The organism is Parachryseolinea silvisoli, from assembly GCF_021190955.1.
Taxonomy (GTDB): Bacteria; Bacteroidota; Bacteroidia; order Cytophagales; family Cyclobacteriaceae; genus Ohtaekwangia; species Ohtaekwangia silvisoli.
This window is the reverse complement of record NZ_JAIOAO010000001.1, coordinates 1,905,398-1,927,221: the sequence shown is the minus strand read 5'-3', so window position 1 is coordinate 1,927,221 and position 21,824 is coordinate 1,905,398. Positions and strand designations below refer to the sequence as shown.

The 21,824-nt window shown below is 45.4% G+C and carries 19 protein-coding genes; 7 read left to right on the top strand and 12 right to left on the bottom strand.

Going from position 1 to position 21,824, the window contains the following annotated elements; genetic code table 11:
• Positions 1 to 192: 192 nt before the first annotated feature.
• On the bottom strand, positions 193 to 2,082 hold the full coding sequence (locus tag K7P01_RS08045) for a helix-turn-helix domain-containing protein (protein WP_267291649.1): 1,890 nt from the start codon (positions 2,080 to 2,082) through the stop codon (positions 193 to 195).
• A gap of 382 nt (positions 2,083 to 2,464) precedes the next feature.
• Positions 2,465 to 3,334: an NAD(P)H-binding protein gene (locus K7P01_RS08040; protein ID WP_267291647.1), complete on the bottom strand. Its 870-nt coding sequence runs from the start codon at positions 3,332 to 3,334 to the stop codon at positions 2,465 to 2,467.
• Positions 3,335 to 3,543: 209 nt separating this feature from the next.
• Here K7P01_RS08040 and K7P01_RS08035 point away from each other — a divergent pair, with 209 nt between their 5' ends.
• The gene (locus K7P01_RS08035) at positions 3,544 to 3,972 is read left to right on the top strand and encodes a winged helix-turn-helix transcriptional regulator (RefSeq protein WP_267291645.1); all 429 of its coding nucleotides are present in this window, start codon (positions 3,544 to 3,546) and stop codon (positions 3,970 to 3,972) included.
• Between the two features lie 8 nt (positions 3,973 to 3,980).
• Here K7P01_RS08035 and K7P01_RS08030 read toward each other — a convergent pair whose 3' ends face one another.
• The 5 genes from K7P01_RS08030 to K7P01_RS08010 all read right to left on the bottom strand — a co-directional run bounded on the left by K7P01_RS08030 (position 3,981) and on the right by K7P01_RS08010 (position 7,488).
• Entirely contained in the window at positions 3,981 to 4,595 is a 615-nt protein-coding gene (locus K7P01_RS08030) for a hypothetical protein (protein ID WP_267291643.1), read from the bottom strand.
• A gap of 1 nt (position 4,596) precedes the next feature.
• Positions 4,597 to 5,103: an RNA polymerase sigma factor gene (locus tag K7P01_RS08025; protein WP_267291641.1), complete on the bottom strand. Its 507-nt coding sequence runs from the start codon at positions 5,101 to 5,103 to the stop codon at positions 4,597 to 4,599.
• A 119-nt stretch (positions 5,104 to 5,222) separates the two neighbouring features.
• A complete protein-coding gene (locus tag K7P01_RS08020; protein WP_267291639.1) occupies positions 5,223 to 5,732 on the bottom strand; it encodes a response regulator in 510 nt (169 codons plus the stop codon).
• A 154-nt stretch (positions 5,733 to 5,886) separates the two neighbouring features.
• A complete protein-coding gene (locus K7P01_RS08015) occupies positions 5,887 to 6,543 on the bottom strand; it encodes a hypothetical protein (protein WP_267291637.1) in 657 nt (218 codons plus the stop codon).
• Positions 6,544 to 6,654: 111 nt separating this feature from the next.
• Positions 6,655 to 7,488 (bottom strand): sterol desaturase family protein, encoded by an 834-nt coding sequence (locus K7P01_RS08010; protein WP_267291635.1) that lies wholly within the window; start codon positions 7,486 to 7,488, stop codon positions 6,655 to 6,657.
• A gap of 104 nt (positions 7,489 to 7,592) precedes the next feature.
• Here K7P01_RS08010 and K7P01_RS08005 point away from each other — a divergent pair, with 104 nt between their 5' ends.
• On the top strand, positions 7,593 to 8,813 hold the full coding sequence (locus tag K7P01_RS08005) for a cation:proton antiporter (protein WP_267291633.1): 1,221 nt from the start codon (positions 7,593 to 7,595) through the stop codon (positions 8,811 to 8,813).
• 140 nt (positions 8,814 to 8,953) lie between these two features.
• On the opposite strand, the gene K7P01_RS08000 is transcribed toward K7P01_RS08005, so the two are convergent.
• Positions 8,954 to 9,970: an endo alpha-1,4 polygalactosaminidase gene (locus tag K7P01_RS08000; RefSeq protein WP_267291631.1), complete on the bottom strand. Its 1,017-nt coding sequence runs from the start codon at positions 9,968 to 9,970 to the stop codon at positions 8,954 to 8,956.
• Positions 9,971 to 10,124: 154 nt separating this feature from the next.
• Between K7P01_RS08000 and K7P01_RS07995 the strand changes: the two genes are divergently transcribed.
• Complete coding sequence (locus K7P01_RS07995) at positions 10,125 to 10,712, top strand: chemotaxis protein CheB (protein ID WP_267291629.1); 588 nt, start codon at positions 10,125 to 10,127, stop codon at positions 10,710 to 10,712.
• 47 nt (positions 10,713 to 10,759) lie between these two features.
• Here the strand turns inward: K7P01_RS07995 and K7P01_RS07990 are convergent, their stop codons facing one another.
• A complete protein-coding gene (locus K7P01_RS07990) occupies positions 10,760 to 10,990 on the bottom strand; it encodes a hypothetical protein (protein ID WP_267291627.1) in 231 nt (76 codons plus the stop codon).
• A 191-nt stretch (positions 10,991 to 11,181) separates the two neighbouring features.
• Here K7P01_RS07990 and K7P01_RS07985 point away from each other — a divergent pair, with 191 nt between their 5' ends.
• The 4 genes from K7P01_RS07985 (at position 11,182) to K7P01_RS07970 (ending at position 19,764) form a co-directional block, all read left to right on the top strand.
• A complete protein-coding gene (locus K7P01_RS07985; protein WP_267291625.1) occupies positions 11,182 to 11,400 on the top strand; it encodes a hypothetical protein in 219 nt (72 codons plus the stop codon).
• 630 nt (positions 11,401 to 12,030) lie between these two features.
• Positions 12,031 to 15,393 (top strand): SusC/RagA family TonB-linked outer membrane protein, encoded by a 3,363-nt coding sequence (locus tag K7P01_RS07980; RefSeq protein ID WP_267291623.1) that lies wholly within the window; start codon positions 12,031 to 12,033, stop codon positions 15,391 to 15,393.
• A 101-nt stretch (positions 15,394 to 15,494) separates the two neighbouring features.
• Positions 15,495 to 16,841 carry a RagB/SusD family nutrient uptake outer membrane protein gene (locus tag K7P01_RS07975; protein WP_267291621.1) on the top strand — a complete coding sequence of 449 codons (1,347 nt, stop codon included), beginning with the start codon at positions 15,495 to 15,497 and terminating at the stop codon, positions 16,839 to 16,841.
• A gap of 64 nt (positions 16,842 to 16,905) precedes the next feature.
• The gene (locus K7P01_RS07970) at positions 16,906 to 19,764 is read left to right on the top strand and encodes an insulinase family protein (protein WP_267291619.1); all 2,859 of its coding nucleotides are present in this window, start codon (positions 16,906 to 16,908) and stop codon (positions 19,762 to 19,764) included.
• A 32-nt stretch (positions 19,765 to 19,796) separates the two neighbouring features.
• On the opposite strand, the gene K7P01_RS32085 is transcribed toward K7P01_RS07970, so the two are convergent.
• From K7P01_RS32085 to K7P01_RS07960, 3 genes are all read right to left on the bottom strand, one after another.
• On the bottom strand, positions 19,797 to 20,102 hold the full coding sequence (locus tag K7P01_RS32085; RefSeq protein WP_397310987.1) for a DUF6520 family protein: 306 nt from the start codon (positions 20,100 to 20,102) through the stop codon (positions 19,797 to 19,799).
• A gap of 124 nt (positions 20,103 to 20,226) precedes the next feature.
• Positions 20,227 to 20,535 carry a DUF6520 family protein gene (locus tag K7P01_RS07965; protein WP_267291617.1) on the bottom strand — a complete coding sequence of 103 codons (309 nt, stop codon included), beginning with the start codon at positions 20,533 to 20,535 and terminating at the stop codon, positions 20,227 to 20,229.
• 147 nt (positions 20,536 to 20,682) lie between these two features.
• Entirely contained in the window at positions 20,683 to 21,822 is a 1,140-nt protein-coding gene (locus K7P01_RS07960; RefSeq protein ID WP_267291615.1) for a hypothetical protein, read from the bottom strand.
• Positions 21,823 to 21,824: the final 2 nt, after the last annotated feature.

The following is a 21,824-nucleotide window of genomic DNA, read 5'->3' as shown; positions in this document are numbered from 1 at the left end:
GGGTTGATAAAATGCCGACCGTCCATGGTCAACCATCGACCATGGATTCTGAATGGCTTATCGGTACGGCAAAGATGGAGGACTGAAAAAAATCCCGATTCAACTCATGTTGCAAAGACTTTAAACTTTTTTTTCAAGCTTAAAAGCATGTTGAATGGGATGGAAATCCCGCTTTTGAGAAGGATTTTTTAATTATTTAAATCCTACTTGTTTTGCGAGCTGCTGAAATTCGGGTTCTTCATGCAGGGTATAAAATTGCGGCTCTGTCAGGAGCCAGGGCATTTCCATGTCATGGGAATCATAGGCGGTCTTCAACCACAAAAGGGCCGGCCTTTTTTCGTTCAGGGCGGAATAAATGACCGCGATGAAAAAGGCAATGGAGCCCTTCTCGTTCCGGGCCAACCGTTGCTTTAATTCGTTTATAATTTCCACGGCTTTCTGTCGCTCGCCCGATTGGGCATAGGCAGCCCCCATCCACCCAAGCATACGCGGATACCGGATTCCTTCGAAGGCGATCGCCTTATTAAAGTAAACGATTGCTTCGTTGTAGCGCTTCAACCGGAGCAACAGGAACCCATGTGAATCCAGGGTAGAATAATTATTGAACATCTTTAACCTGCTTTCGGAAAACTCCAGCGCCTCGTCAAGCCGGTTATTGTATACATACGACAGGATAATCCTGCTATTGGGATAGTACGGATCTTTTACGTTTAAGTGTTCCGCGAACGCCATGGCCTCTTGGTGGCGTAATGTAAAGTTGAGGTAATCGATATACAGGGCCAGCGCATCAGGATGATCGGACGTTATCGCTTCTTTATAGGCCGCTTCGGCTCCCTCGAAATCCCAATCATGGTATAACTTGTAGAAGCCCATGAGCATCTGGGCTTCGTCAAGGTCAGGATCCAACGCCAGCGCTTTATCAATCAGCGGCTTCCCTTTTCGCAATCCCTCCAGGGCGCTTAACTCCGCGCCAAATATAGTAGCCAGTCCAATATAGCTGTTGGCCAGGAATGCATACGCCCGGGCATAATTTGAATCCAGGGCGATCGCCTGAGTAAATAATCCGATAGCATGGTGCGTGCCCTTATTCGTATACGTTCTGTATTCGTAAACGCCTTTCAGATACAGGTCATAGGCCTTCGGGTTATCGGTATCCGTCTTTGAAAGTTTCGATTTCTCTTCCGGAGAAAGTTTGGTATGCAGTTCATCCGCTACCTGTTGAGCAATTTCAGCCTGGATAGCAAAAACATCTTTTAATTCATGGTCGTAACTTTTGGCCCAAACCTGTTCCTGCGTAATGCCATCCACGAGACGAACATCGATCCGTATTTCATTTTCGCTTCGCTGAATGCTTCCCTCCAGCAACGCGGAGACACCCAGCTCTTGTGCAATTTCACGGGCAGATTTGGCGCTTTCCCGATACTGCTCGACAGACGTTCTTGAGATAACACGAAGTTCCCGTATCTGTGAAAGACTGGTGCGGATCGCCTCGATAACACCTTCGCTGAAATATTCATTGCGGCGATCTTCACTCAGGTTTTTAAACGGAAGTATGGCGATGGATTTATCGTTGCGATCTGCCGCAACGCCATTTCGGCCGGTATCATTAAAGTAGATCATTCCGATAACCAGCAATACAACACCGGCAAGAATGATTTTCAAAAGCAATGGCTTTCGTGTAGGCAAACGTGTACCGGATCTGTTAACCGTAGTAGCCCGATCGGATTCACTAGGAATTTTCCCCAGCTTGTTTTTGACTTCACCGGGTGGATACCCGTAATATTCATTAAAACATTTGCTGAAATAAGTAGGGCTTCCGAAACCGATGCGGTCGGCTACCTCTGCTGCCGTCAAAGTCCCCGCTTTTAACAACGTCATACCCAATTGAAGGCGGTATTCCCGGATAAACTGGCTCACGGATTGTCCGGTAGCCAGAATAAGTTTGCGATGAAGCTGTGAGCGACTCATGCCCATATTTTTAGCCAGCTCTTCCACGCTAAACTGATCGTTGGTCAGATTGTTATCTATTTCCCTCCGGAGTCTCTCCAGTAACGTATTGTCTACATCGTGTTCGGGTTCCATCTTTCACCAATTATATAATCGTACAATTGCCCTGTAAGCAGCGCGCTATTTTATTCCCTGCATCACCCACTGTACCGAATCGGTATCCCCAGGGTAGAATGGGTAATGGAATGACGAAGCGATTGATAAGGATCTGAGGAATCCTGTTCCTGTTAATAGCCCTCGTGCAGACAGGCTATTTTTTCGGGAAAATTATACACAATAATAACTAACTGCCTGACTTTTACCAATGTTACCATGACAAAGTAGTGCTACTGAGTCGCCACAAGTTGGTTCTGGGAAATTAAATAGATTAGGGAATTTAAATGGATGATCCACAATGAAAGCGAAGTGGCTGAGAAGATAAATCTTTGCCACTTCGCTTAGTCAGCTCGGCAGTATGCTACGCCAACGTTGATTGTATGTACGCTCTGAACGTTTTTGTCTTTCTACCCAATAACCGCTCGAGATCGCCTGACTGATATTCGAATTCGCCGCCTTCCATGGCAAGGACCCAGCTCGTTAGAAATTCAGCAGGCACACGACCGAACCCCTGGGCAACTTTCATATCAATATATTCTGCTGCCGGAATGGTGGTAAAGGGAACAGGTTGTCCTTTTATTTCGGCAAGAACGTTTGCCATGTCAGCAAACGAAATCGAATCGCTGCCGCCCAATGAATAGGTTTTATGTTCGTGCCCGGGCGTGGAAAGGATTACCGCGTGGGCTTCCGCCAATTCGCTTCTGGTGGCAGGTGCTATTTTTCCGTTGCTTGCCGGAACCTTTATTCCATTTTGATAGGGATTCGGATCATAGTAGAACGATAAAGCGTCCATAAAAGGTGGGTGGTATACAATGGTATACGCAAGCCCTGACGATTTAAGCACTTGCTCCGTAAAGCGGTCTGATTCCGTAACTTCCGCTATAATACGTCCCGAACCTTCTCTACGCATGATGGACATATACACGATGTGCCTGACACCCGCCTGGCGGGCAGCGGTAATCGCATTATAATGTTGTGTAAACCGGTCTGTAAAAGCGATTGCGCTTGTCAGCATTATTTTGTCAACACCTTGAAACGCCCGCAGCAACGAATCATAATCAAAATAGTCACCCAGGCGAATTTCGACGCCTTTTGCCGCGAGGTCTTCCGCGCCTTCTTTTTTCCGGGAAAGTCCGATAATCTGGTTTGCCGGAACTCCTTTTTTCAACAAATGTTCAACGGTGCTTTTTCCAACCGCACCGGTTACTCCGGTTACTAATATTTTTGTCATACTGTACTATTTATTTTTTGTTTTGTCATGAAATGTTGGGTGGTGTCGACTCCTTTTTCATTGAAATTCAGTCGATTAGACTGTCATAGTTTTTGTCTGAAGGATTAAAGTTGCTTTTGCCTTGCAAGCGAAGAGCGTAATTACTACTTTTAAAATGCAAGTACAAAAGTATGTTATTACTTTCGATTTGCAAGTAAAAAGGAATCTTTATGAAATCAGTTGAGAAGCGTTCCGATTGCCCGGTCAGTTCATCGTTGGATATTTTCGGAGACAGGTGGTCGCTGTTGATTGTGCGGGATTTGATGCTTTATAAAACCCGTACGTATGGGGATTTTACAAAGTCCGCAGAAAAAATAGCCACGAATATCTTGGCGAGCCGACTACAGGTACTGGAGGAAAATGGAATCATCATCAAATTGCCCTATCCTGATAATAAGGTAAAAGGGCTTTACAAGCTTAGCCCAAAAGGTGTTGATTTAGTACCGGCGTTGATTGAAATAGCCCTTTGGGGAGGAAAACATGTATCCAACGATGATCAATGTTCGCCGTTTCTGAACGAAGTGAAAAAGAACAAAACGAAATTTTTGAAAAACACGATGGCGAAATTGTCGGCGGAGGATGAGGCGACTATTGATTAGCCGTCCGCTCAACGGGCACCTTTCTCGAACTCTACAATGGTATTCAGCTGCGCTTCCGCCTCCCGTAACTTTTCATGATACTGTCCATACGCCCTGCGACTAAAGACTGCGATCAAAACGATGATAACGGCTGAAGTTCCCAAAAAAACTATGGTAGCGTGGGCATCGTCATACACCGCAATGCCCTGTGTTACGCGCAGCACGAGCGGCACCGTCGTCACCAACCAGCACGATACAATGGCGATATCATAGACGGCATTTGCCGCCGTATGAATTCGAAACGAGCAGACCAGTTTCTGTAGCGCCACGACCGATAGTTTGTCATACTCCGGCCGCGTGATGGCTAGATGGGAAATAAACGACCACAGCATCGCCCCGCCCGCCAGCAGTCCCGGCACACTATACGCCAAGTCGTCATAGGCCATGGCCGCTAAGACAACGGATATCAAACAATACACCAGCGCCAGGTTTCGCCCCATCAGCGAGCGTTTGACCAGAACATCGAACTCGCCGACAGCTTTGTCGAGATTCATTTTACGGATGATGCTTTCGTTGACGGCGATCCGCGCTTCGAGTCCCTTGCTTTCCTCTTGCCAGATTTCTCTCAGATTATCCAGTTCCATATTACGCATGATTAGATGTTGAGAATAATGATTTCAGTTTGGTTTTAATTCTATTCAGCCGGGTACTGACGTTCGTCTCGGTAATACCCAGGATCTCGGCGATCTCTTTATGACTGTTGGCCTCCAGGTACAGGATGATCAGCGCTTTGTCAAACGCGTTCAGTTGGTTGATGACGCTATACAACAGTTCTCGTCGTTCGGCATACGGCTCCTGGGCAGGGTCGGCGTCTACGTGAAAGAGTGCTTCCTCCAGCGGACCATCGTTTTTTCGTTTCAGGTCGCGGCGGTAATGGCTGATGGCCACATTCAGGGCAATGCGGTAGATCCACGTCGACATCTTGTACGTAGCGTCGTAATGTTTCAACGCACGCCATAATTGAATAATGATCTCTTGTTCCAGGTCCTTCCAGTCGTCCGGATTCTTACAGTACGAGCGAATTATTTTGGTCAGAATACCTCGATAGTCGCGAAGGATGCCGATAAACCTCTCTTTTTCGGATAAGCTCACGTTGCGCGGTTTGTTTGTTACATTATTCGCAGAAAATAGCAGAATGTCACAAGCATACTAAAAAAAATATCGTAGAGCATGTTGTTTGGTACCGCGCGAACCGGCGTGGCTGATGAAGCTTAGGAATGAGTAGACGGGGGCGCCGGTGTGGCACCGCCGGGGTCAGTCATCGTACGCGATATCTTGCTGACCGTAGTCTGTATCAGGAACTCAGCGCGATCCAACCGCATCGTCCAGTCACGTGTAAGGACGTTCTTAATGGTCGTAACAAACTCGCTAAATCTATTCGGCTTCACCAGGTATAGATTAGCGCCATGCCCGAAACAGTAGTCCACATGGTTCACATCGTCAAAGGATGAATACATGACAACAGGAAGCGCATCAAGCCTTTTATCCGACCTGATTTCCGAGAGGCACTGCTGCCCATTTTTACAAGGCATATCAATGTCCAAAAAGAGTATGTCAGGAGCGCTCTCGTGTAACATCGCCATCAGACGGTCACCGTTTTCCGCCCGCAGGACAGTCACTGGCAGACCCGTTTCTTGTAGCGCCAACAAGAAAATGTAAAAGTCGTCTTCATCATCTTCCGCAACCAGGATCGTCAGTCGCCGCATGTCCCCAGGATTCATTCGTCTGCTGATTTGTAAGTTTTAACGACAAAAGCGTGCCTGTTGTTCAACATGTTCGGACCGATTTTTAAACAAGGTTTTGACCTGACCGTAGAGATTTATGCACAACGGCTGTTCTCCGCAAGGTTGGTGGAACCATCCGGTGGGAACTGTGTCACTCGTCTTTTTGAGCTGTGAAGGAAGTCGTTTTGTTCTGGTTTCCGGTTCCAATCAATAACTCATCTTGGAAGACCATGTACACGACCGGATCGTTACTGAGGTCTTCTGTTAAGAGAATTCCGTTCCCGTATACGACACAATTGAGGGGATCGAGGAATATACCTATATTAAGAGATACGTCCGCACGGGGACCATTGTCAAATTCAAGGTTCACCTGCTGTGTCGTATTTTGCATCGTCCCGGTCCACGTGGTGTTACGAAGCTTGTCTAAGGAAACTTCCTCCGACGTACGAAGGTTGTCCATTTCAAATGCGTTGTCATTGGTAATAAAATTCTCAAATTCATCCGCTGTAACGGAGGCTTTAAACGAAGCCCCGTCCGCCAGTTTCACTTCGATCGCGTTTGACTCCAATGACCAGGTACCAGCAATCAGTTTGTTTAGTTCATACCATGTCAGCGAATCACCTTTTTTAAAGGAGACAGAAAAAGTTGTATTCACTTCGCTATTGTACCGATATTCTCCCGTCCACTTCGCGTCGATAATTTTATTCCTGAGGCTGCTTTCCGGATCCGGATCCGATTCTGAATCCGAATCTGAACAGGCTGGTATCAGCAGCAGCAAGAGCGCATAAAGTATCAAATGGGTTTTCATATATTTTAAGCTTCTTATGATGAGTTGATTACTTAAGCGATCAATATACCAATGATAAAGAAGCCAGCATAGTACCCAAAAGGGGTATTGACGACGCTAAACGAACCCCATTCAACGCTGTTCGATCTTTTTCGGTTTGTTGTTCTGACTGGACGTCTTCATGGCATTGTCCCACCAGGTCAGGTGGAGCCCGAAATTCGCTTTAAATTCCCGGTGATGTACATCGTGATGGGAAGAGCCAATGATGTGTTTTAAGATCCATCCATTTCTATATACTTCCACGCCCGCGTGGTTTATCATGGCGCTGACTGTCAGAATTGTAAATACAGTCGCCAGGGCGCCTAAATGCAGGGGCATTACTGCAATGATGATAGGGAAGAAGATGAATTGCAAAAAAGCCTCTAAAGGATGGAAAGAGAAAGCGCTAAATACGGTAGGTTCCATACTCTCATGGTGTACCCTGTGGACAATTTTAAATATTGATCGATGGTGCATGAGTCGGTGTAACCAGTAGTAATATGTTTCATAGGCAGCGAGCACCAGGATGGGGCTTAGGACAAGGTATAAAATGGAATGGTCATCCACGTCCGTGTAAATTTTCGTCCAGCCCCGGTGGTACAGGATCACAGAGAGGGCGCAAAGCACGGCGAATACGATGGACGACAAGGACGCCCATTTCAGCTCCCGCATGATTTGATATCTTTTTTTGTGAAATGAGTTTCTACTACCCGCGCCAGCGTTTGACATTGCCCATTTATAGAGGATGGACGCCAAAGCGTATCGGATGAAAATAACGACCGCAAGTGACACCACAAACAAAAGAATTAAAGGGGGATTTTTTGAAAAGGCTGGGTCTAAAAAATACCACATAGCTGGTGATTGAGGAACACATAATAACCAACCGTAGTAGCTGGCAACCGACCAGGCAGGGTTGCCTGATTTCACGAGGTTACCCGTTAAAAGATCGTTCCAGCAATGAATGTGTCGAAGTCAAAACAGCAAGTAAACGCGAACGGTTTCGTGGCATTATATTTTTAGGGTAGGCATCGATGGATAACTACATCGTTATTCTTGCCATCGTGGGTGCTGCGGCACTTGCTATGGCCTGGATGCCGGCAATCACCCAAAAATTAAAGATTTCGTATGCTGTGCTGTACGTTGTCCTGGGCTTTGTGCTTTATACTTTTGTCCGGTCGTTGCCCGAGCCCAATCCCACCAAGCAGGTCAATATCACGTTACGACTCACGGAATTGGTGGTGCTGGTTTCCTTGATGGGCACCGGCTTGAAGATTGATGAGCGATTTTCCTTTAAGGACTGGTCTATCCCACTACGACTGGTCAGTATAACGATGTTGTTGAGTATTTTGATTACGGCTTTGCTCGGCTACTTTTGGTTGGGCTTCAGCATTCCCTCGGCCATACTGCTGGGCGCTGCGCTGGCGCCGACAGACCCCGTGCTTGCGTCGGACGTTCAAGTTGGCCCGCCGTTAGAAAAAGCGAGAAGTAATGTGCGTTTTGCGCTGACGGCGGAGGGCGGCCTGAACGACAGTATGGCGTTTCCTTTCACCTGGTTGGCAATAGCCTTGACGGCCTCGACCTTTGATGCTTACACACTCACTCATTGGGTCGTGATGGACATCGTTGTTAAGTTAGGCGTCGGTCTTGTCAGTGGTTTTTTGATTGGAAAAGCGCTGGCGTACTTGTTATTCCATTTGCCGAAGAAGACAAGTCTTACTACACCGGCCGATGGTTTCGTGGCCCTTTCTGCGACGTTGCTTGTATATGGCGTTACGGAACTGCTCCATGGATATGGATTTTTAGCGGTGTTCGTTTGCGCCGTGACGCTTCGCAACTTTGAGATGCATCACCAGTATCATAAGAAGTTACACGCTTTTTCGGATCAGATCGAGCGGATCCTGGTGGCAATCGTGTTGATCTTATTTGGTGGCAGTATTGCGTATGGTATTTTATCCATTCTTAGTTGGCCGTTAGCGTTGTTCGGACTGGTGTCCATCCTTATCGTAAGACCCTTGTGCGCGTATTTTTCCGTCATGCGTACGAAGCTGCCCGGGACGGAGAAGGCAATGATAAGCTTCTTCGGAATTAAGGGCGTCGGCTCATTGTTTTATCTTTCATTCGCGTTAAACGAAGCGACTTTTGAAAATGCCGCAGAGTTGTGGTGTGTCGTGTCCTTTATTGTGTTATGCTCTATTCTAATACACGGATTCTCCGCTGCTAAGACCATCGCCCACGTGGAGAATAATCCCTAATATCAAGTTTCACTTTCAAGTGAGCGATTAGCAAAAGGATGTTATCGTCTGACGAAAATTCGGCAGGGTAGGATTGTGAATTTTTTCGATACGCGAACGGATAAACTCGACGCTGGGCCAGCCCAAGATTCGGGCTGACGCTATTCATAAAATTCAAAAGCATCGATTATATCCAAATACACCCCATCGAAACCCGCGTTCAGTATTTTCTTTAAATAGGACTCATCGTTCCCATAAATGATACTTTGCCATTCCGCATGCCAGTACTTTACTTTAAAATTTCCCGGCCAGTCCGGATTTTCAGCATCCATCCATGCTGGCTTCGCTGTGTTCCAGCTTGCTTGCCAGTAATACCGGTAATCTTCACTTTCACCAATGGACATATACGAGATCACCAATCTTTTTCCGCCGTTGGCCTTGTTCTTTAATTCATTTATTTCAGATGCCGTAAAGGTTGAGCCGTCGGTAAAAAACAAGTCCATGATCAGCAGATCATAGTTGGTAGCGGTTACTGCATTGATAAAATCAGTTTTCGTAGCGAATCCATCAGGATTAATCAGGTATAGGAAATTTTTCACGTTTGTTAAAGTGGTTACAACGGTATTGTTTTCCTGGTGGATCGGATTTGGGAATCCCGGGATGATATTCAGCTCACGCTGGCTGGCTGCAAACGATACGTAACCCGAATTTTTATTTTCGAGATACGAGTCTTCCATTTTTGAAGTCGTCGAGCAATAGTCGGTTACAAAGATCATATTGCCCGCATTTTTTGAAATATCCAGAAACTCCTTCAGGTAAGCCTGCACTTCAGTGGACGTCTTCTGATCATCATTATCATAACCATACAGCAGATCCTCCTGTCCGTTGGCATCAATAGCATTTAGGTAAGCAGTATGGGGTTGCCCCGATCCATCCGCATTGCTGCTGACCAGTTCAATTCCGTTCTGCGGGATAATAGCAAAGGTCGGATCTGTCGCTTTGGCGTATTCGCTTATTCCGATGACAAAGTCCCGCATCCGCTGCTTGAACTCGGTATCGCCGTCGGCACTTTCTCCTCCATCGTCGTTGCACGACGCAAAGAGCAATACTCCCGTGAACAGGCACAGGGAAGACCTTCGCGCGAAGCCGGGTAGTACATTTTTGATAGTTTTTAGCATAAGAACGTGTTAACGAACGGCAAAATCAACAATCGCAGGCTATTTTCATAAGTTCTCGTGAGCAGTTTCGATTTACAGCGTGAACAATCGCCGGCTATTTCAATGCCTCCTGGCCCGATTTTTTCGCGCAATGATCGCCATGACAGTGAACGATATGAAAAATTCCTTTTTCGTGGTTGGAATTGGCGCGTCTGCTGGCGGACAAGCTGCACTCAAGGAGTTTCTAAAGAATATGCCAGCGAATATAAATGCGGCGTTTGTAATCGTTACGCACCTAACCCGGGATTACAAAACGAACTTGCACACCATCTTGAGCGGGTATACGTCGATGCCGGTGTCGCTGGTAAAACATGGGGAACAGCTTCAGCCCGGGCGGATCTACGTGATGCCGGAAAATTCCGAGGTGACCGTTTGGGATGGTCGACTGTTTCTGGAGCCCCGGGCTAACACGCCGGTTAACAAGGCGGTGGACACTTTCTTCGAATCGCTGGCGCGGGATATGGGTGAAAGGGCGGTAGCAGTTGTCTTGTCCGGCGGCGGGAATGATGGCTCGGTCGGGGTTCAACATATTCATCGCCATGGTGGACGGGTATTTGTTCAGGCACCGCAGTCCAGTCCTGCGACGGGCATGCCAGACGCGTCTATCGCTGCGGATCATCCGGTGGCGGTGGAAGATCCGGCAATTCTCGCAAAATCAATTGCGGCATGCATCGAAAGCTTGGTGCGTAGTGAACGTATCTAGATGGACCGCATAGCTAGAACAGCCACCCGCTAGTAGGCAGCAGCTCGCTAGTATAAGCCACGCGAGTATATTCGCAACATTATCACCAGGTCATCCCGGACAGTCCGCTCGTTGTCTTCTTTCCATAGACCTTTCACAGGCGCGCGCTGATAGACAGTAACACCGTTGAATTTGTCCGTTAGCAAGGTCTGAAGACTTTTATAGTCGGTTTGTGGAAATGGATTTCCCTCATTGTCGTACAACGGCAAGAAGATCTGAATGAGGCTATGAGCTGCCATCGGTAGCGGTGTTTTTTTAATAGTTGGTCATGTTTACCCGGAGTCGTTGCGTGCCGCAGCGTTTCCCGTCATGACTGGATAAAATTACCCTGCCCGATTAACCGAAGTATCCAAATGGCCAAAGGATAGCCGATGAAGATGTCGGAGAGGCCACCCGGGCATATTTTTTTAGGCCCTTAAGTATGCCCAATTTGCAGCAGAAAATAGTGAAAGCCGAGCACCGTAGCGACGAGCTGCTCCAGCAGAAGCAAATCATTGTCTCCGACAACCAGGCGCAAACCCAACGGTTTGCCGCCCTGCAACAGGAGCACCAGGCATTGTTACGCCAACATGAAGCCCTGCAGCAAATATTCGCCCGGGAAAAAAGCCGCCTGGCTAACTTTCTGGGGAAGACGAACCCCGACCGGTAGCCCAGATTCCCAAGCATTCGGTCTTTTTTCTCTCAATAGCCTTACAGAGAGGCTTTCCTGTTGCCTGTTAGGTAGAACGATGTAGGTAGTCCAGCCGCGGCCCCTTAATCAAATTAGCTTTACTACGGGTTTTGTAAAATTTTGTTCAACAAAAACGTCATCAAATCCTTATACCCAAAAGGTCGATTTGACTCTTATAAGTAGTTTACCGCATTAAATTTCGTCAAAGTGACTAAATCGCACGGTAAGTTTGAGAATCATTCTAGATAAGCGTCAAAAATTCTGAACGTATGTGTAGTTGGAAAATGCCTCACGTGGTCGTCGTCTGCCTCTTTCCCGAAAGACAACATTTAACTCTGGCCGTCCAACGTGCTGGCCATACTCATAAAACCTTTACACACGCTCATGACCGGCAGTAGCCGGTCACTCCGTTGTGCCTACCTGTTTTAGCACCTAACACCTAATCCTATACCTATGGACAATTCTACCTTGTGTCCCGACTTTTCTTGCCTTGACATCCCACCGCCTGTTAGCTACGGTGGCTAATACGCATGGCCACTGAGTTGCGTCTTTTTTGAGAAAAGCGGTGTTGCAGCACTGCTCAAGAAATTAACAATCTATCCAACCTCTATGAAGCAGAACTTTACATATAAAGGGCTAGCAAGGCTTTATTTTATTATGCGTGTTTTAGCTGTATATCTAATACTACTCGCTTTCCTAGGCATGCCGATGCTGAAAGCAAATCCCGTTCACGGCCAGTCTACTGAAAACACATTTGTGAATATCAAAGCACAACATGTGCCCCTTCAATCTGTCTTTTCGATGTTGGAAAATGAGACAGGTTTTATGTTTGTTTTTCCTGTAGAATTAGTCGCCAAGTATGGGGATGTATCCGTGGATGGCGGGAGGCAAAGTGTAAGCGCATTACTCCATAGCGTGTTAGATGGTTCACAATTGGCCTACCGAGAATCCGGAAAGAATATAATTGTCTTTGAAGTTCCCGGTGTACAGCAGAGTCAAGTTGAACTTAAGACGCCATACTCATTTGTTCCCGTAGAAGGGCGGGTGATTGACAGTGAAGGCTCACCAATGCCTGGTGTGAACGTAGTTGTCAAGGGGACCACAATTGGTACGAGTACTGATGGACAAGGGGCATTTGCCATTGAAGTGCCTGAAGGCAAGGATGCCCTGATTTTTTCCTTTATAGGATTTAGGACAATAGAACTCGCGCTAAACGGAAAAACGGATCTGTCGGTGCAGATGGAATCTGATATAACGACGTTGGATGCTGTAGACGTTGTTGGATATTATTCAACCACAGAGCGATTGAAAACGGGCTCAATCGTCAAGGTTGGCTCAGAAGAAATAGAAAGGCAACCTGTAACTAGTCCGCTATTAGCACTTCAGGCAAAAGTTCCAGGGCTAGACATTACACCAACGACCGGGGTGCCCGGTAGTTCGGTCCGTATCCAGATTCGAGGAAGAAATAGCCTCAGGAATAACTCACAAGGAGAAGTTGCGAATAGTCCGCTTTATGTCATAGATGGCGTACCCATCGATCCTAGTCCGGTCCGGTCGGGCTCTCAAACAACGTCAACTGTATTTTTTGGATATGACCCATTAAGTTCAATTAGCCCTGCAAACATCGAAAGCATTCAAATTTTAAAAGATGCCGACGCGACGGCCATCTATGGTTCTCGCGGTGCGAACGGTGTAATTTTAATTACTACAAAGCAAGGGAAAATTGCCGATAAAGGTAGCGTGGATCTGGGCTACTATTCCGGTGTCGGTCAAATCGCAAATCGGATCGACGTGCTTAATACGAAGCAATATTTAGCCATGAGACGCGAAGCCCTCCGTAACGATGGTATACCAGAACCTGCATGGTATGAATATGACGTTAACGGTACATGGGATTCCACAAGAAATACGAATTGGCAAAAAGAATTGCTGGGGGGTACCGCCAAAATACATGACGTCCAAGTTGGCTTTTCCAGCGGGAGCGCAACCACGTCATTTCGTCTTGCAGGTAGCTTTCATAAAGAAACATCAGTTTACTCAGATGATTTTGGTTCAACATTGTTGAGTGGAAATCTAAGTTTAAATCATAGATCAGCAAACGGCCGTTTTCGTGGATCGGTGTCAATCAACTATGGGCTGAATAAAAATAAAACATTCGAAAGTAGTCAATTTATCACCCAGGCATTGACATTACCTCCAAATGCTCCTGAGTTATATAGGCCCGATGGATCGCTTAATTGGCAGATAATTGAAGCGTTTGGGGCGCCTCGAAGTTCTTTTGATAACCCTTTAGCGGCATTGCAAAACACGACAAAATTGGACCAAGGCAATTTCATATCAAATTTCAATTTGAGTTACGATATAGTGCGTGGGTTGTCATTTAAAACCAACTTAGGTTACACTGACCTAAACGCTTCTGAAATAATTCGTCAGCCTATCGCAGCTCAGCCACCAACAAATATTAATGGTGACGTAACCGGCGCGGCAACATTCGGAACCACAAGACGCCGGTCGTGGATTGTTGAGCCGCAATTTGACTACAACGCTGATTTTGACGGGCACCACATTAGCGTTTTACTTGGAGGGACATGGCAGGAGACTCTGAGTGATTACACATCTATTTATGCGTTTGGATATACATCCGATGTTCTATTGGATGGCCTCCAAGCCGCTCAGTATACCTCCGTTAATGCAGACAATAGTAATAGGGTGAAGTTTGGGTCTGGCTATTTTCGGTTAACATACAATTGGAAAGAAAGATATATTGCTACTTTCACCGGCCGCCGGGATGGATCATCAAGATTTGGTCCGGGCAGGAGGTGGGGCAATTTTGGTGCCGTTGGCCTTGCCTGGATTTTTAGCAATGAGTCCTTTATCAACGATAAATCGATTCTTAGTCTTGGCAAAATTCGGGCAAACTTTGGCACTACCGGAAATGACCAGATTGGTGATTATCGCTACCTCGATCTCTACAATATATCACAATATCGCTATCAAAATAGTGTGACACTTGTTCCCACTTCGTTGTTCAATCCTAATTTCTCGTGGGAGAAAACAAACAAATTTGAGGCTGCATTGGAACTCGGACTTTTCGATGATCGGATATTTTTCGAATTTGATTGGTACAGAAACCGGTCGTCCAGCCAGTTGATAGATTACAAGCTTCCTGCTATTACCGGTTTCTCATCAGTTTTTAAAAATTTTAATGCCGAAGTCGAAAATTCCGGGGTTGAGGCAATTATCCAAATACGACAGATAAGCACTGCGAAGTTTTCTTGGGCAACATCAATTAATATTTCTCGTAACTGGAACCGATTGTTGTCATTCCCGGGATTAAAGGAATCAAGTTACGCGAGACAATACCGTGTTGGTGAATCTTTGTCGCTGCAAGAACTATACAGCTATACAGGCGTTGACCCTGTTACCGGCCTTTACACGGTCAAAGATTTTAACGACGATGGGGAGTTTAACGACGAAGACTATAAACTTTCCAATCCTACTGATCGGATATTCTACGGAGGAATAACAAATGATCTAAGGTTTGGATCTCTTTCAATATCTTTTACATTTCAATTTTCACGGCAATTTCTTGCCGGATACGCGCCAGGAGGTCCTGCTGGTATCCGAAACTTAAATATGCCGGTAGAAGCATTGGATAGATGGGAGAAAGAAGGGAATGTATCGCCAAATCAGAAATTCTCGCAAAGCTTTGAAGCACAAATAGCAAGAGCTCTCTTTGTCGGTAGTGATGGCAATATAGAAAACGCAAGTTTTCTTAGGTTGAAAACAGCTTCTATTTCTTATGACTTGCCGGCAAGATGGTTTGATGATACATATTTCAGCCAGGCGAGGGTTTATCTTCAGGGGCAAAATCTTTTGACCTTCACAAAATATGGTGGATTGGATCCCGAAACACAGGTCGCACTTCCTCCGCTGAGGATAATTTCAATCGGTTTTAATGTTCGTTTTTAGATCTCAAACATATGCGCTTTTATATTCGTAGTATCGAAAATTATAATATATACCATCTAGTCGTTTTTATAATGGCGTACTCGTTACTTGGATGTGACAGTATGTTCGATGTTGAACCGACAAAGTCGCTAATTGGAAAGGATAAAGTTTTTTCCAACGACGTGACCGCTACGTCTGCGATTACCGGTATTTATGCGTCTATGTATTCGAATACAGCAAACTTCGCGAGTGGAAGTATAAATAGCGTTGCTTCACTAGCTGGCTTGTCAGCCGATGAGTTTCGATGCTATGCTGATTATAACGACCTGGATGTTTTTAACAGGTTTCAAATTGTTTCGACAAACCCGTTCGTTCTTTCTCTGTGGACCTCGATGTACAATGCAATATACTCTTCTAATAGTGCCCTGACAGGATTAGGAGCGTCCACTTCATTAACTACCGAGGTAAAGCAGCAGCTTACAGGCGAGGCGTACTTTATTCGCGCTTTTGCGCACTTCTATCTTGTTAATCTTTTTGGCGATGTGCCAATAGTCACAACGATCGACTCTGATGCAAATTCAGATCTCACGAAGCGTCCGGTCAGCGAGGTGTATGATCAAATTGTGAGTGATCTAATGGTTAGCAGGTCGTTGCTAAGTGACAGTTATGTGTCAGATGGCAGAGTTAGGCCCAATAGGGCAACTGCTGATGCGCTTTTGGCTCGCGTGTATTTGTACTTAGAGAATTGGTCGAAGGCGTCGGAATTTTCATCGGCGATCATTTCAGATCCGCAGTACGGCGTTGAGTCAATAGATCTCGTATTTACAAGTGAAAGCGATGAAGCGATTTGGCAACTGATGCCCGAAGGATTGACGATCAATACCAACGAGGGTAATCTCCTTGTTCTCCAAACTGCACCCATTTATAGTAATCAACCATTGGCGTTGAACCCTGAAATCATTCAAAAATTCGATGCGCAAGACGCTAGGTTGTCCAACTGGGTCGGTCAAATCGAGGAAGAAGGTGTATCATACTGGTATTCATTTAAATATAAGATTCCCTTCGGAGGAGTCGCTACTATGCCTCCTGTTCCGTTGTCTGAATACGGTATGGTTTTTAGACTTGCAGAGCAGTATCTTATCCGGTCTGAGGCCAGGCTTCATCTAAGCGAGCGCGATGGCGCCATCGAAGATTTAAATGTATTGAGAGGGCGCGCAGGACTCGCTTTGCTTGATTCATCCGACGGGTTGCTGACACTGGATTCGCTTACTATAGAGGTTGCCAATGAAAGAGTTCGGGAACTATTTACCGAGTGGGGCCATCGTTGGCTTGATGTCAAACGCACCGGCAAGGCGGATGAAGTTTTTTCGAATAGGCCCAACTATTTACCAGATTTTAAACGATACCCGATTCCTCAAGAGGAGTTGGATCGTAATCCCAAGTTAGGGAAACAGAACGACGGCTATTAAATCCCAACAGTTGAAGTCGGTTTCAATCTACCCAACTGGGTATTTAAATTAAATCCTCCGGGGTATGAAATTTCACCAATGTGTTCTTTTTATATTTTTACTTCTTCCGATTCTCGCTACCGCACAAGAGCGGGGTCCGGAAAATCAACATTTTCAGGTCGTTGATGATAATTTAGTGACTGGGAAACTTGATAATGGTCTGACATATGCCACTGAGTCTAATTCAAAAAAACCTGGAAAGGTTGAAGTAAGATGGATTGTTCGCGTCGGCAGAGCAGATGAGGCTTCCGATGAATTGGAGTATTCCCATTTGCTCGAACACCTGGCATTTGAAGGGTCAGTGCATTACCCGTTAGATAGCATCCGCGTTATGCTAGCAGGTCGTGGTTTGAGGTTTGGAATAGAGATGAATGCCCTTACAGGCATGGATTATACGTTGTTTGAGTATAGTGTGCCAACCGGGCGTGCAGATAATTTGGAGGTTTGTTTACGAGTCATCCGCGATCTCTGTGATGGCATGCAAATAGATTCTGGTCGCATGGTGGGACAGTCAAGAGCCGTCATTGGTGAATATATGCGGGGTGGTATGGATACCGAAGTTAGGCTCACACGGACGATCAATGAACTGGTTTATGGGACAGACGTAAATGGTGATGCGGAGTGGAACGGTCGTGTGGCAAGTATGAGAAACCCGGATATAAGCAAATTGCGCAGTTACTACAAGAAATGGTACCGGCCCGAAAATATGGGTTTAGTTGTCGTCGGTGATATCAAACCGAGTGATGTGGAGATACTAATTGCAAAGTTGTTTTCTGATTTTCAAGGTGCAAAGTTGCTTAAAACGAGCGCGCAAGAGGCGAGTCAGAGGCCGATTTCGCCAAAAATAAAAAAAAACAGAGTTCTAAACGTCTATGACGCAGGACTGAAAAAGTACCAGGCGAAGTTGTATTTTAAGCGCGCCTCGCAGAGCGTTGATAAAAATGACGTCGGGAAATGCCGAACATTAATACTTGATGAACTAACTCAAAGTCTCCTAAATGGTCGTTACGAAGAAATGCTTTCAGAGAAAATATCTGGTGTATCATGTGTATATCAGAATAACGTCAATGAAGGGGGAGTAGACGGGTTGAATAGCTTTTTTGAAGTAGAGAATCCTAATGATATAAAGCAGTATCTGACGAAGATCGTTAATGTATTTGTTGATATTCACGTCAATGGCATTTCAAAACAAGAGATGGAACGAGCCAAGACCGGTGTTCTTAGGTATTATCAGCCAGTGGAAAGGGACGATCTGAGTTATCGGGTTTCAGCATTGGTAAATCAAATGCTCCCGAGTTTTGAATTAGGTTCGATAAATGAATGCGATTCACTCCCGTATATATTAGACTCCATTACCTCTCGTGATCTGCAGGCACATCTGGACGAGTGGACAGGTAGACTTAATGTATGGGATTTTGTCGTTGCGGGCCCTTCTCATAGCAGAGGACCTGTTCCCGCAAGGAAATATATACGATTATTGTTAGCGAAAAAGGCAGTCTCACCTTACGTCGTTCCTTTAGATCCTCGGTTAAGAGTGGATTCAATTCTTAATTCAATTTATGCTTGTGACCTACGGAACGATATGCAACAAGGTCAATGGATACAAAATGGAGCATTCAATGAGCTTCGTCTTAGCAATGGCGTTCGAGTAGTCATGCAGCGTGATAGTGGTAGGAATGTGGTCACTCGTTCAGGTCTGGTCGAGCTGATCGCATTTAGTAAGGGAGGCGCCAGTCTTTATGATAAGCCAACAACAGCAGCTGTTGAATATGCGGTAGCAGCGGTGTCTGATTTAGGAATCGGAGTGCTTAAGGCATCAGATCTTGCAGATATTCATAATCAAAGAAATATTTCTGTCCGACCTTATATCAAAATGGATGAAGAGGGAGTAAACGGATTTGCACCAGAGGATGATTTGGAGGATTTGTTTAGAATTGTGGCTCAATGTTTTGCACCGGTTCGAAATGATACTACTTTTCTATATAATTGGATTGAGATGAGGCGACAGTTGAAGCCAGGTATTGGGTGGTATCTACCAACTGCTAGAATTCAGCCGTGCATCGATTTTGGGGGCAGATCTGAAGTTGAGGATAGTTTGCTTGAGCGGCTAACTGCGAAAAGGGTTATTAGTCTATACACTGACAGGTTTGCTGCCGCAAATGACTTTTGCTTCTTTATTGCCGGTTGTTCCGATATCAACAATGTAAGGAACCTGGCGACGCGTTATTTCTCTTGTCTTCCAAAGGCAATGAGCGATTCAAATAGAAATTTGCTCCGGTATAGACGTGATTGTTCCCAAACCCCCAATGACACGGTTATATTCGAGGAAGGACGTAATAGAGCTGTAGTGCATCTTATTTATCCCTTTATCGGTAGCAAACAATACAGTCTAAAGACTATTTTATGCTTACGGGTAATCCGCACTGTTCTTAAAGAGATGATATTTGAGCGGCTGCGTACAAAAGAGGGCGGCACCTACTCGCCCATAGTGCAGTTTGATTATGAGAGGTTTTTGGATAACTCGTTTGGAAGTGAAATGGAGGTGGTATTTGACGCCGATCCAATGGACTACCGCAAGATGATAAACAGCGCAAAAAGTGAGTTTGAACGGCTGTTAGCCTCGGAAATTCCTGCTGCTATCTTTGATCGGTCTGTTGCCGTGGTTAGGAAGGAAATTGATGAAGAATTTCGCGGCCCGCGTGGAGCGGCTGAATTGAAAGAGATGTATTTGTTTTCCGAAACATCGAATAAAACGATGGATTCTATTAGAATACTAAATTCTCTTAAGGCTCGAGATGTGGCTGAAATAGTGCGTACAGGTTTTAAGGTCAACAACGTGTTAGAAGTATCATTTCTTCCTATGACGGAGCGAGCAAACAACTAGTGGGGAGAAGAATTGTAGCGGTCGAAATATCTTTATCGGACGGCGTCTATGCTGGAAAAATTCGACAGTGTACCACCGTGAGTAGATAGAATTCGAGTGTTACATGTTGTGGCATTTTGCTTGATGTCGTATACCGGCGCATAGAATTCCTGAATTGTAACCGAGCAGGGTATAATACTTGTAACAGTACATTTTTCGACGGTTACGCATGACCATGTCTGCGTCGCGGCATACTTCACGTTTACGTAATGAGGTAGGGTAATGCTCATGGAAGCTAATGTGCTCCCTACGGCGCTGAAAAGTGCCGCGAATCCTAAGATGATATTTTTTGGTTTCATTACATATATTTTTGTGTTCGATGCGCTAAAAGCGAGGGCGGCGGAATACCGCCGCCCTGTTTTTTTATCAGGCTAGTGCCGCAATTTCGGAAACGAAATCGCTAACAACTGTACCTAAAGTTAACTAGCGAACAGCGTCAATCGTCGGCAATGTAGATGTGCCATCAAGTGCGCGGTTTGCGAGGATTCGAGTGTTGCAAGTAGTTGCATTTTGCTTGATGTCGTAAACCGGCGCAGTAAATGATTGGATTGTTACCGAGCAAGGAGTAGTGCCTGATACAGTACATTTCTGAACGGTTACGCATGACCAAATCTGCGTTGCAGCGTACTTAACATTCACATAGTGAGGTACGACAGCGCTAAGTGAAGCAAAAGTGCTACCAACTGCACAAAACAGAGCTGCTAAGCCTAAAAAAACATTTTTGGTTTTCATGGTATTTATTGTTTTAAATTGATTTAACCGGCAACCTTTATTAACAGGCGTTGCACACTTTCCTGAGCTAATTGTTTCGGGAGATACAGACCAGGATCCATGGTTTGTTTTTTGCCGAAACCCTAGTTATCGTTTAATAAAAATTATTTAGATATCACTTTTTGTTGTTTGAGAACTTAAGCTATCCACCTCGGTTTTAATCGTGGTTGATCGTTTTAAGGTCGTTGCTTGGTAAGTTTTGAACGTGATCAGGTGATTTTGATAAAGCGCAATTACTTTGTTTGGTAATATGATGAAGTCAGAGGCGCGTTCCTTTTTGTAGTTCGGGACATAGAAACTGCTCAGGTATTTTCCAGTACCAATATCGTATTTGTCTATTACCGACGAGCTCTCGTAAAGTTCTGGCTTCTCGTTGTTAGAAAGAAGGTTAGATTGAACGAAGACAACTCCATATGCAGTTCTTATCACTGAATTTATGGTCGTTGGTGGACTGGCAACTATACTTTCTCCTTTCGATTCGATCTTTTCGATTTTTATATGTGCCCGAGAAAAGGTGTCAATAGTATGCGGCCTTAAAAGAACGTTTAGATTCGAGTCCATCACTATAAACTGGTTTCTGTACGCATAAACATATGCAGCTCTGTGAGTTTTTTTATCATAGCTTATCGTTCCATGAACATCAACAACCCCATCGATTTGGCGTTCTAGAATGTCGTGTTTTACATCGAAATATGGAGTGTCTACTAAAGTGCGCTTGCCCAATGCGAACATTCTCGTTTTTGCGCTCAGTGATCGAAGGATCAATGAATTCGGGCTAATTGGCACTGCGTCCACAAAGAAATGCCCGCTGTCACGCAGAAAGTGGACGGCACGCCAGTCGTCGATCTTGCCCCTTAGTATATCTGGCATTGATCCGTTAGAAATGAAGAAGTAGGGTGAGTCTATTGCTACTTTAAAATTGGCTAGATCTCTGATGCTGTCCACACCCGAAAGACTAATGTTGATTTCATGTTTAATTTCGTTAGTGTTCTGATTGTATTCCAGGAGCATAAAGGGTCTCCTTCTTGTGCCGATGAAAAGTCTTTCGCCCGATTTGCCGGCTATGTAGTAGCCGTCATTTCCCAGCTCGATCTCACGGTCAATCGTAAGGTTTTGCAAGAGTTCAATATTCCTGTTAAAGCCCGCGGGTTTCACCTTACTGTTGGCGGGCGAGGTTGCATACATAAATATCATCGCGGCGGATATCGCCGATGCACACAGAGTAAGAATTCTTGTATTTGCGTTCACGG

Bases quoted from the DNA above. Each gene is read 5' to 3' on its own strand.
- K7P01_RS08045 (WP_267291649.1), bottom strand. From the start codon at position 2,082: ATGGAACCCGAACACGATGTAGACAATACGTTACTGGAGAGACTCCGG.
- K7P01_RS08040 (WP_267291647.1), bottom strand. From the start codon at position 3,334: ATGACAAAAATATTAGTAACCGGAGTAACCGGTGCGGTTGGAAAAAGC.
- K7P01_RS08035 (WP_267291645.1), top strand. From the start codon at position 3,544: ATGAAATCAGTTGAGAAGCGTTCCGATTGCCCGGTCAGTTCATCGTTG.
- K7P01_RS08030 (WP_267291643.1), bottom strand. From the start codon at position 4,595: ATGGAACTGGATAATCTGAGAGAAATCTGGCAAGAGGAAAGCAAGGGA.
- K7P01_RS08020 (WP_267291639.1), bottom strand. From the start codon at position 5,732: ATGAATCCTGGGGACATGCGGCGACTGACGATCCTGGTTGCGGAAGAT.
- K7P01_RS08015 (WP_267291637.1), bottom strand. From the start codon at position 6,543: ATGAAAACCCATTTGATACTTTATGCGCTCTTGCTGCTGCTGATACCA.
- K7P01_RS08005 (WP_267291633.1), top strand. From the start codon at position 7,593: ATGGATAACTACATCGTTATTCTTGCCATCGTGGGTGCTGCGGCACTT.
- K7P01_RS08000 (WP_267291631.1), bottom strand. From the start codon at position 9,970: ATGCTAAAAACTATCAAAAATGTACTACCCGGCTTCGCGCGAAGGTCT.
- K7P01_RS07995 (WP_267291629.1), top strand. From the start codon at position 10,125: ATGAAAAATTCCTTTTTCGTGGTTGGAATTGGCGCGTCTGCTGGCGGA.
- K7P01_RS07990 (WP_267291627.1), bottom strand. From the start codon at position 10,990: ATGGCAGCTCATAGCCTCATTCAGATCTTCTTGCCGTTGTACGACAAT.
- K7P01_RS07980 (WP_267291623.1), top strand. From the start codon at position 12,031: ATGAAGCAGAACTTTACATATAAAGGGCTAGCAAGGCTTTATTTTATT.
- K7P01_RS07975 (WP_267291621.1), top strand. From the start codon at position 15,495: ATGTTCGATGTTGAACCGACAAAGTCGCTAATTGGAAAGGATAAAGTT.
- K7P01_RS07970 (WP_267291619.1), top strand. From the start codon at position 16,906: ATGAAATTTCACCAATGTGTTCTTTTTATATTTTTACTTCTTCCGATT.
- K7P01_RS32085 (WP_397310987.1), bottom strand. From the start codon at position 20,102: ATGAAACCAAAAAATATCATCTTAGGATTCGCGGCACTTTTCAGCGCC.
- K7P01_RS07965 (WP_267291617.1), bottom strand. From the start codon at position 20,535: ATGAAAACCAAAAATGTTTTTTTAGGCTTAGCAGCTCTGTTTTGTGCA.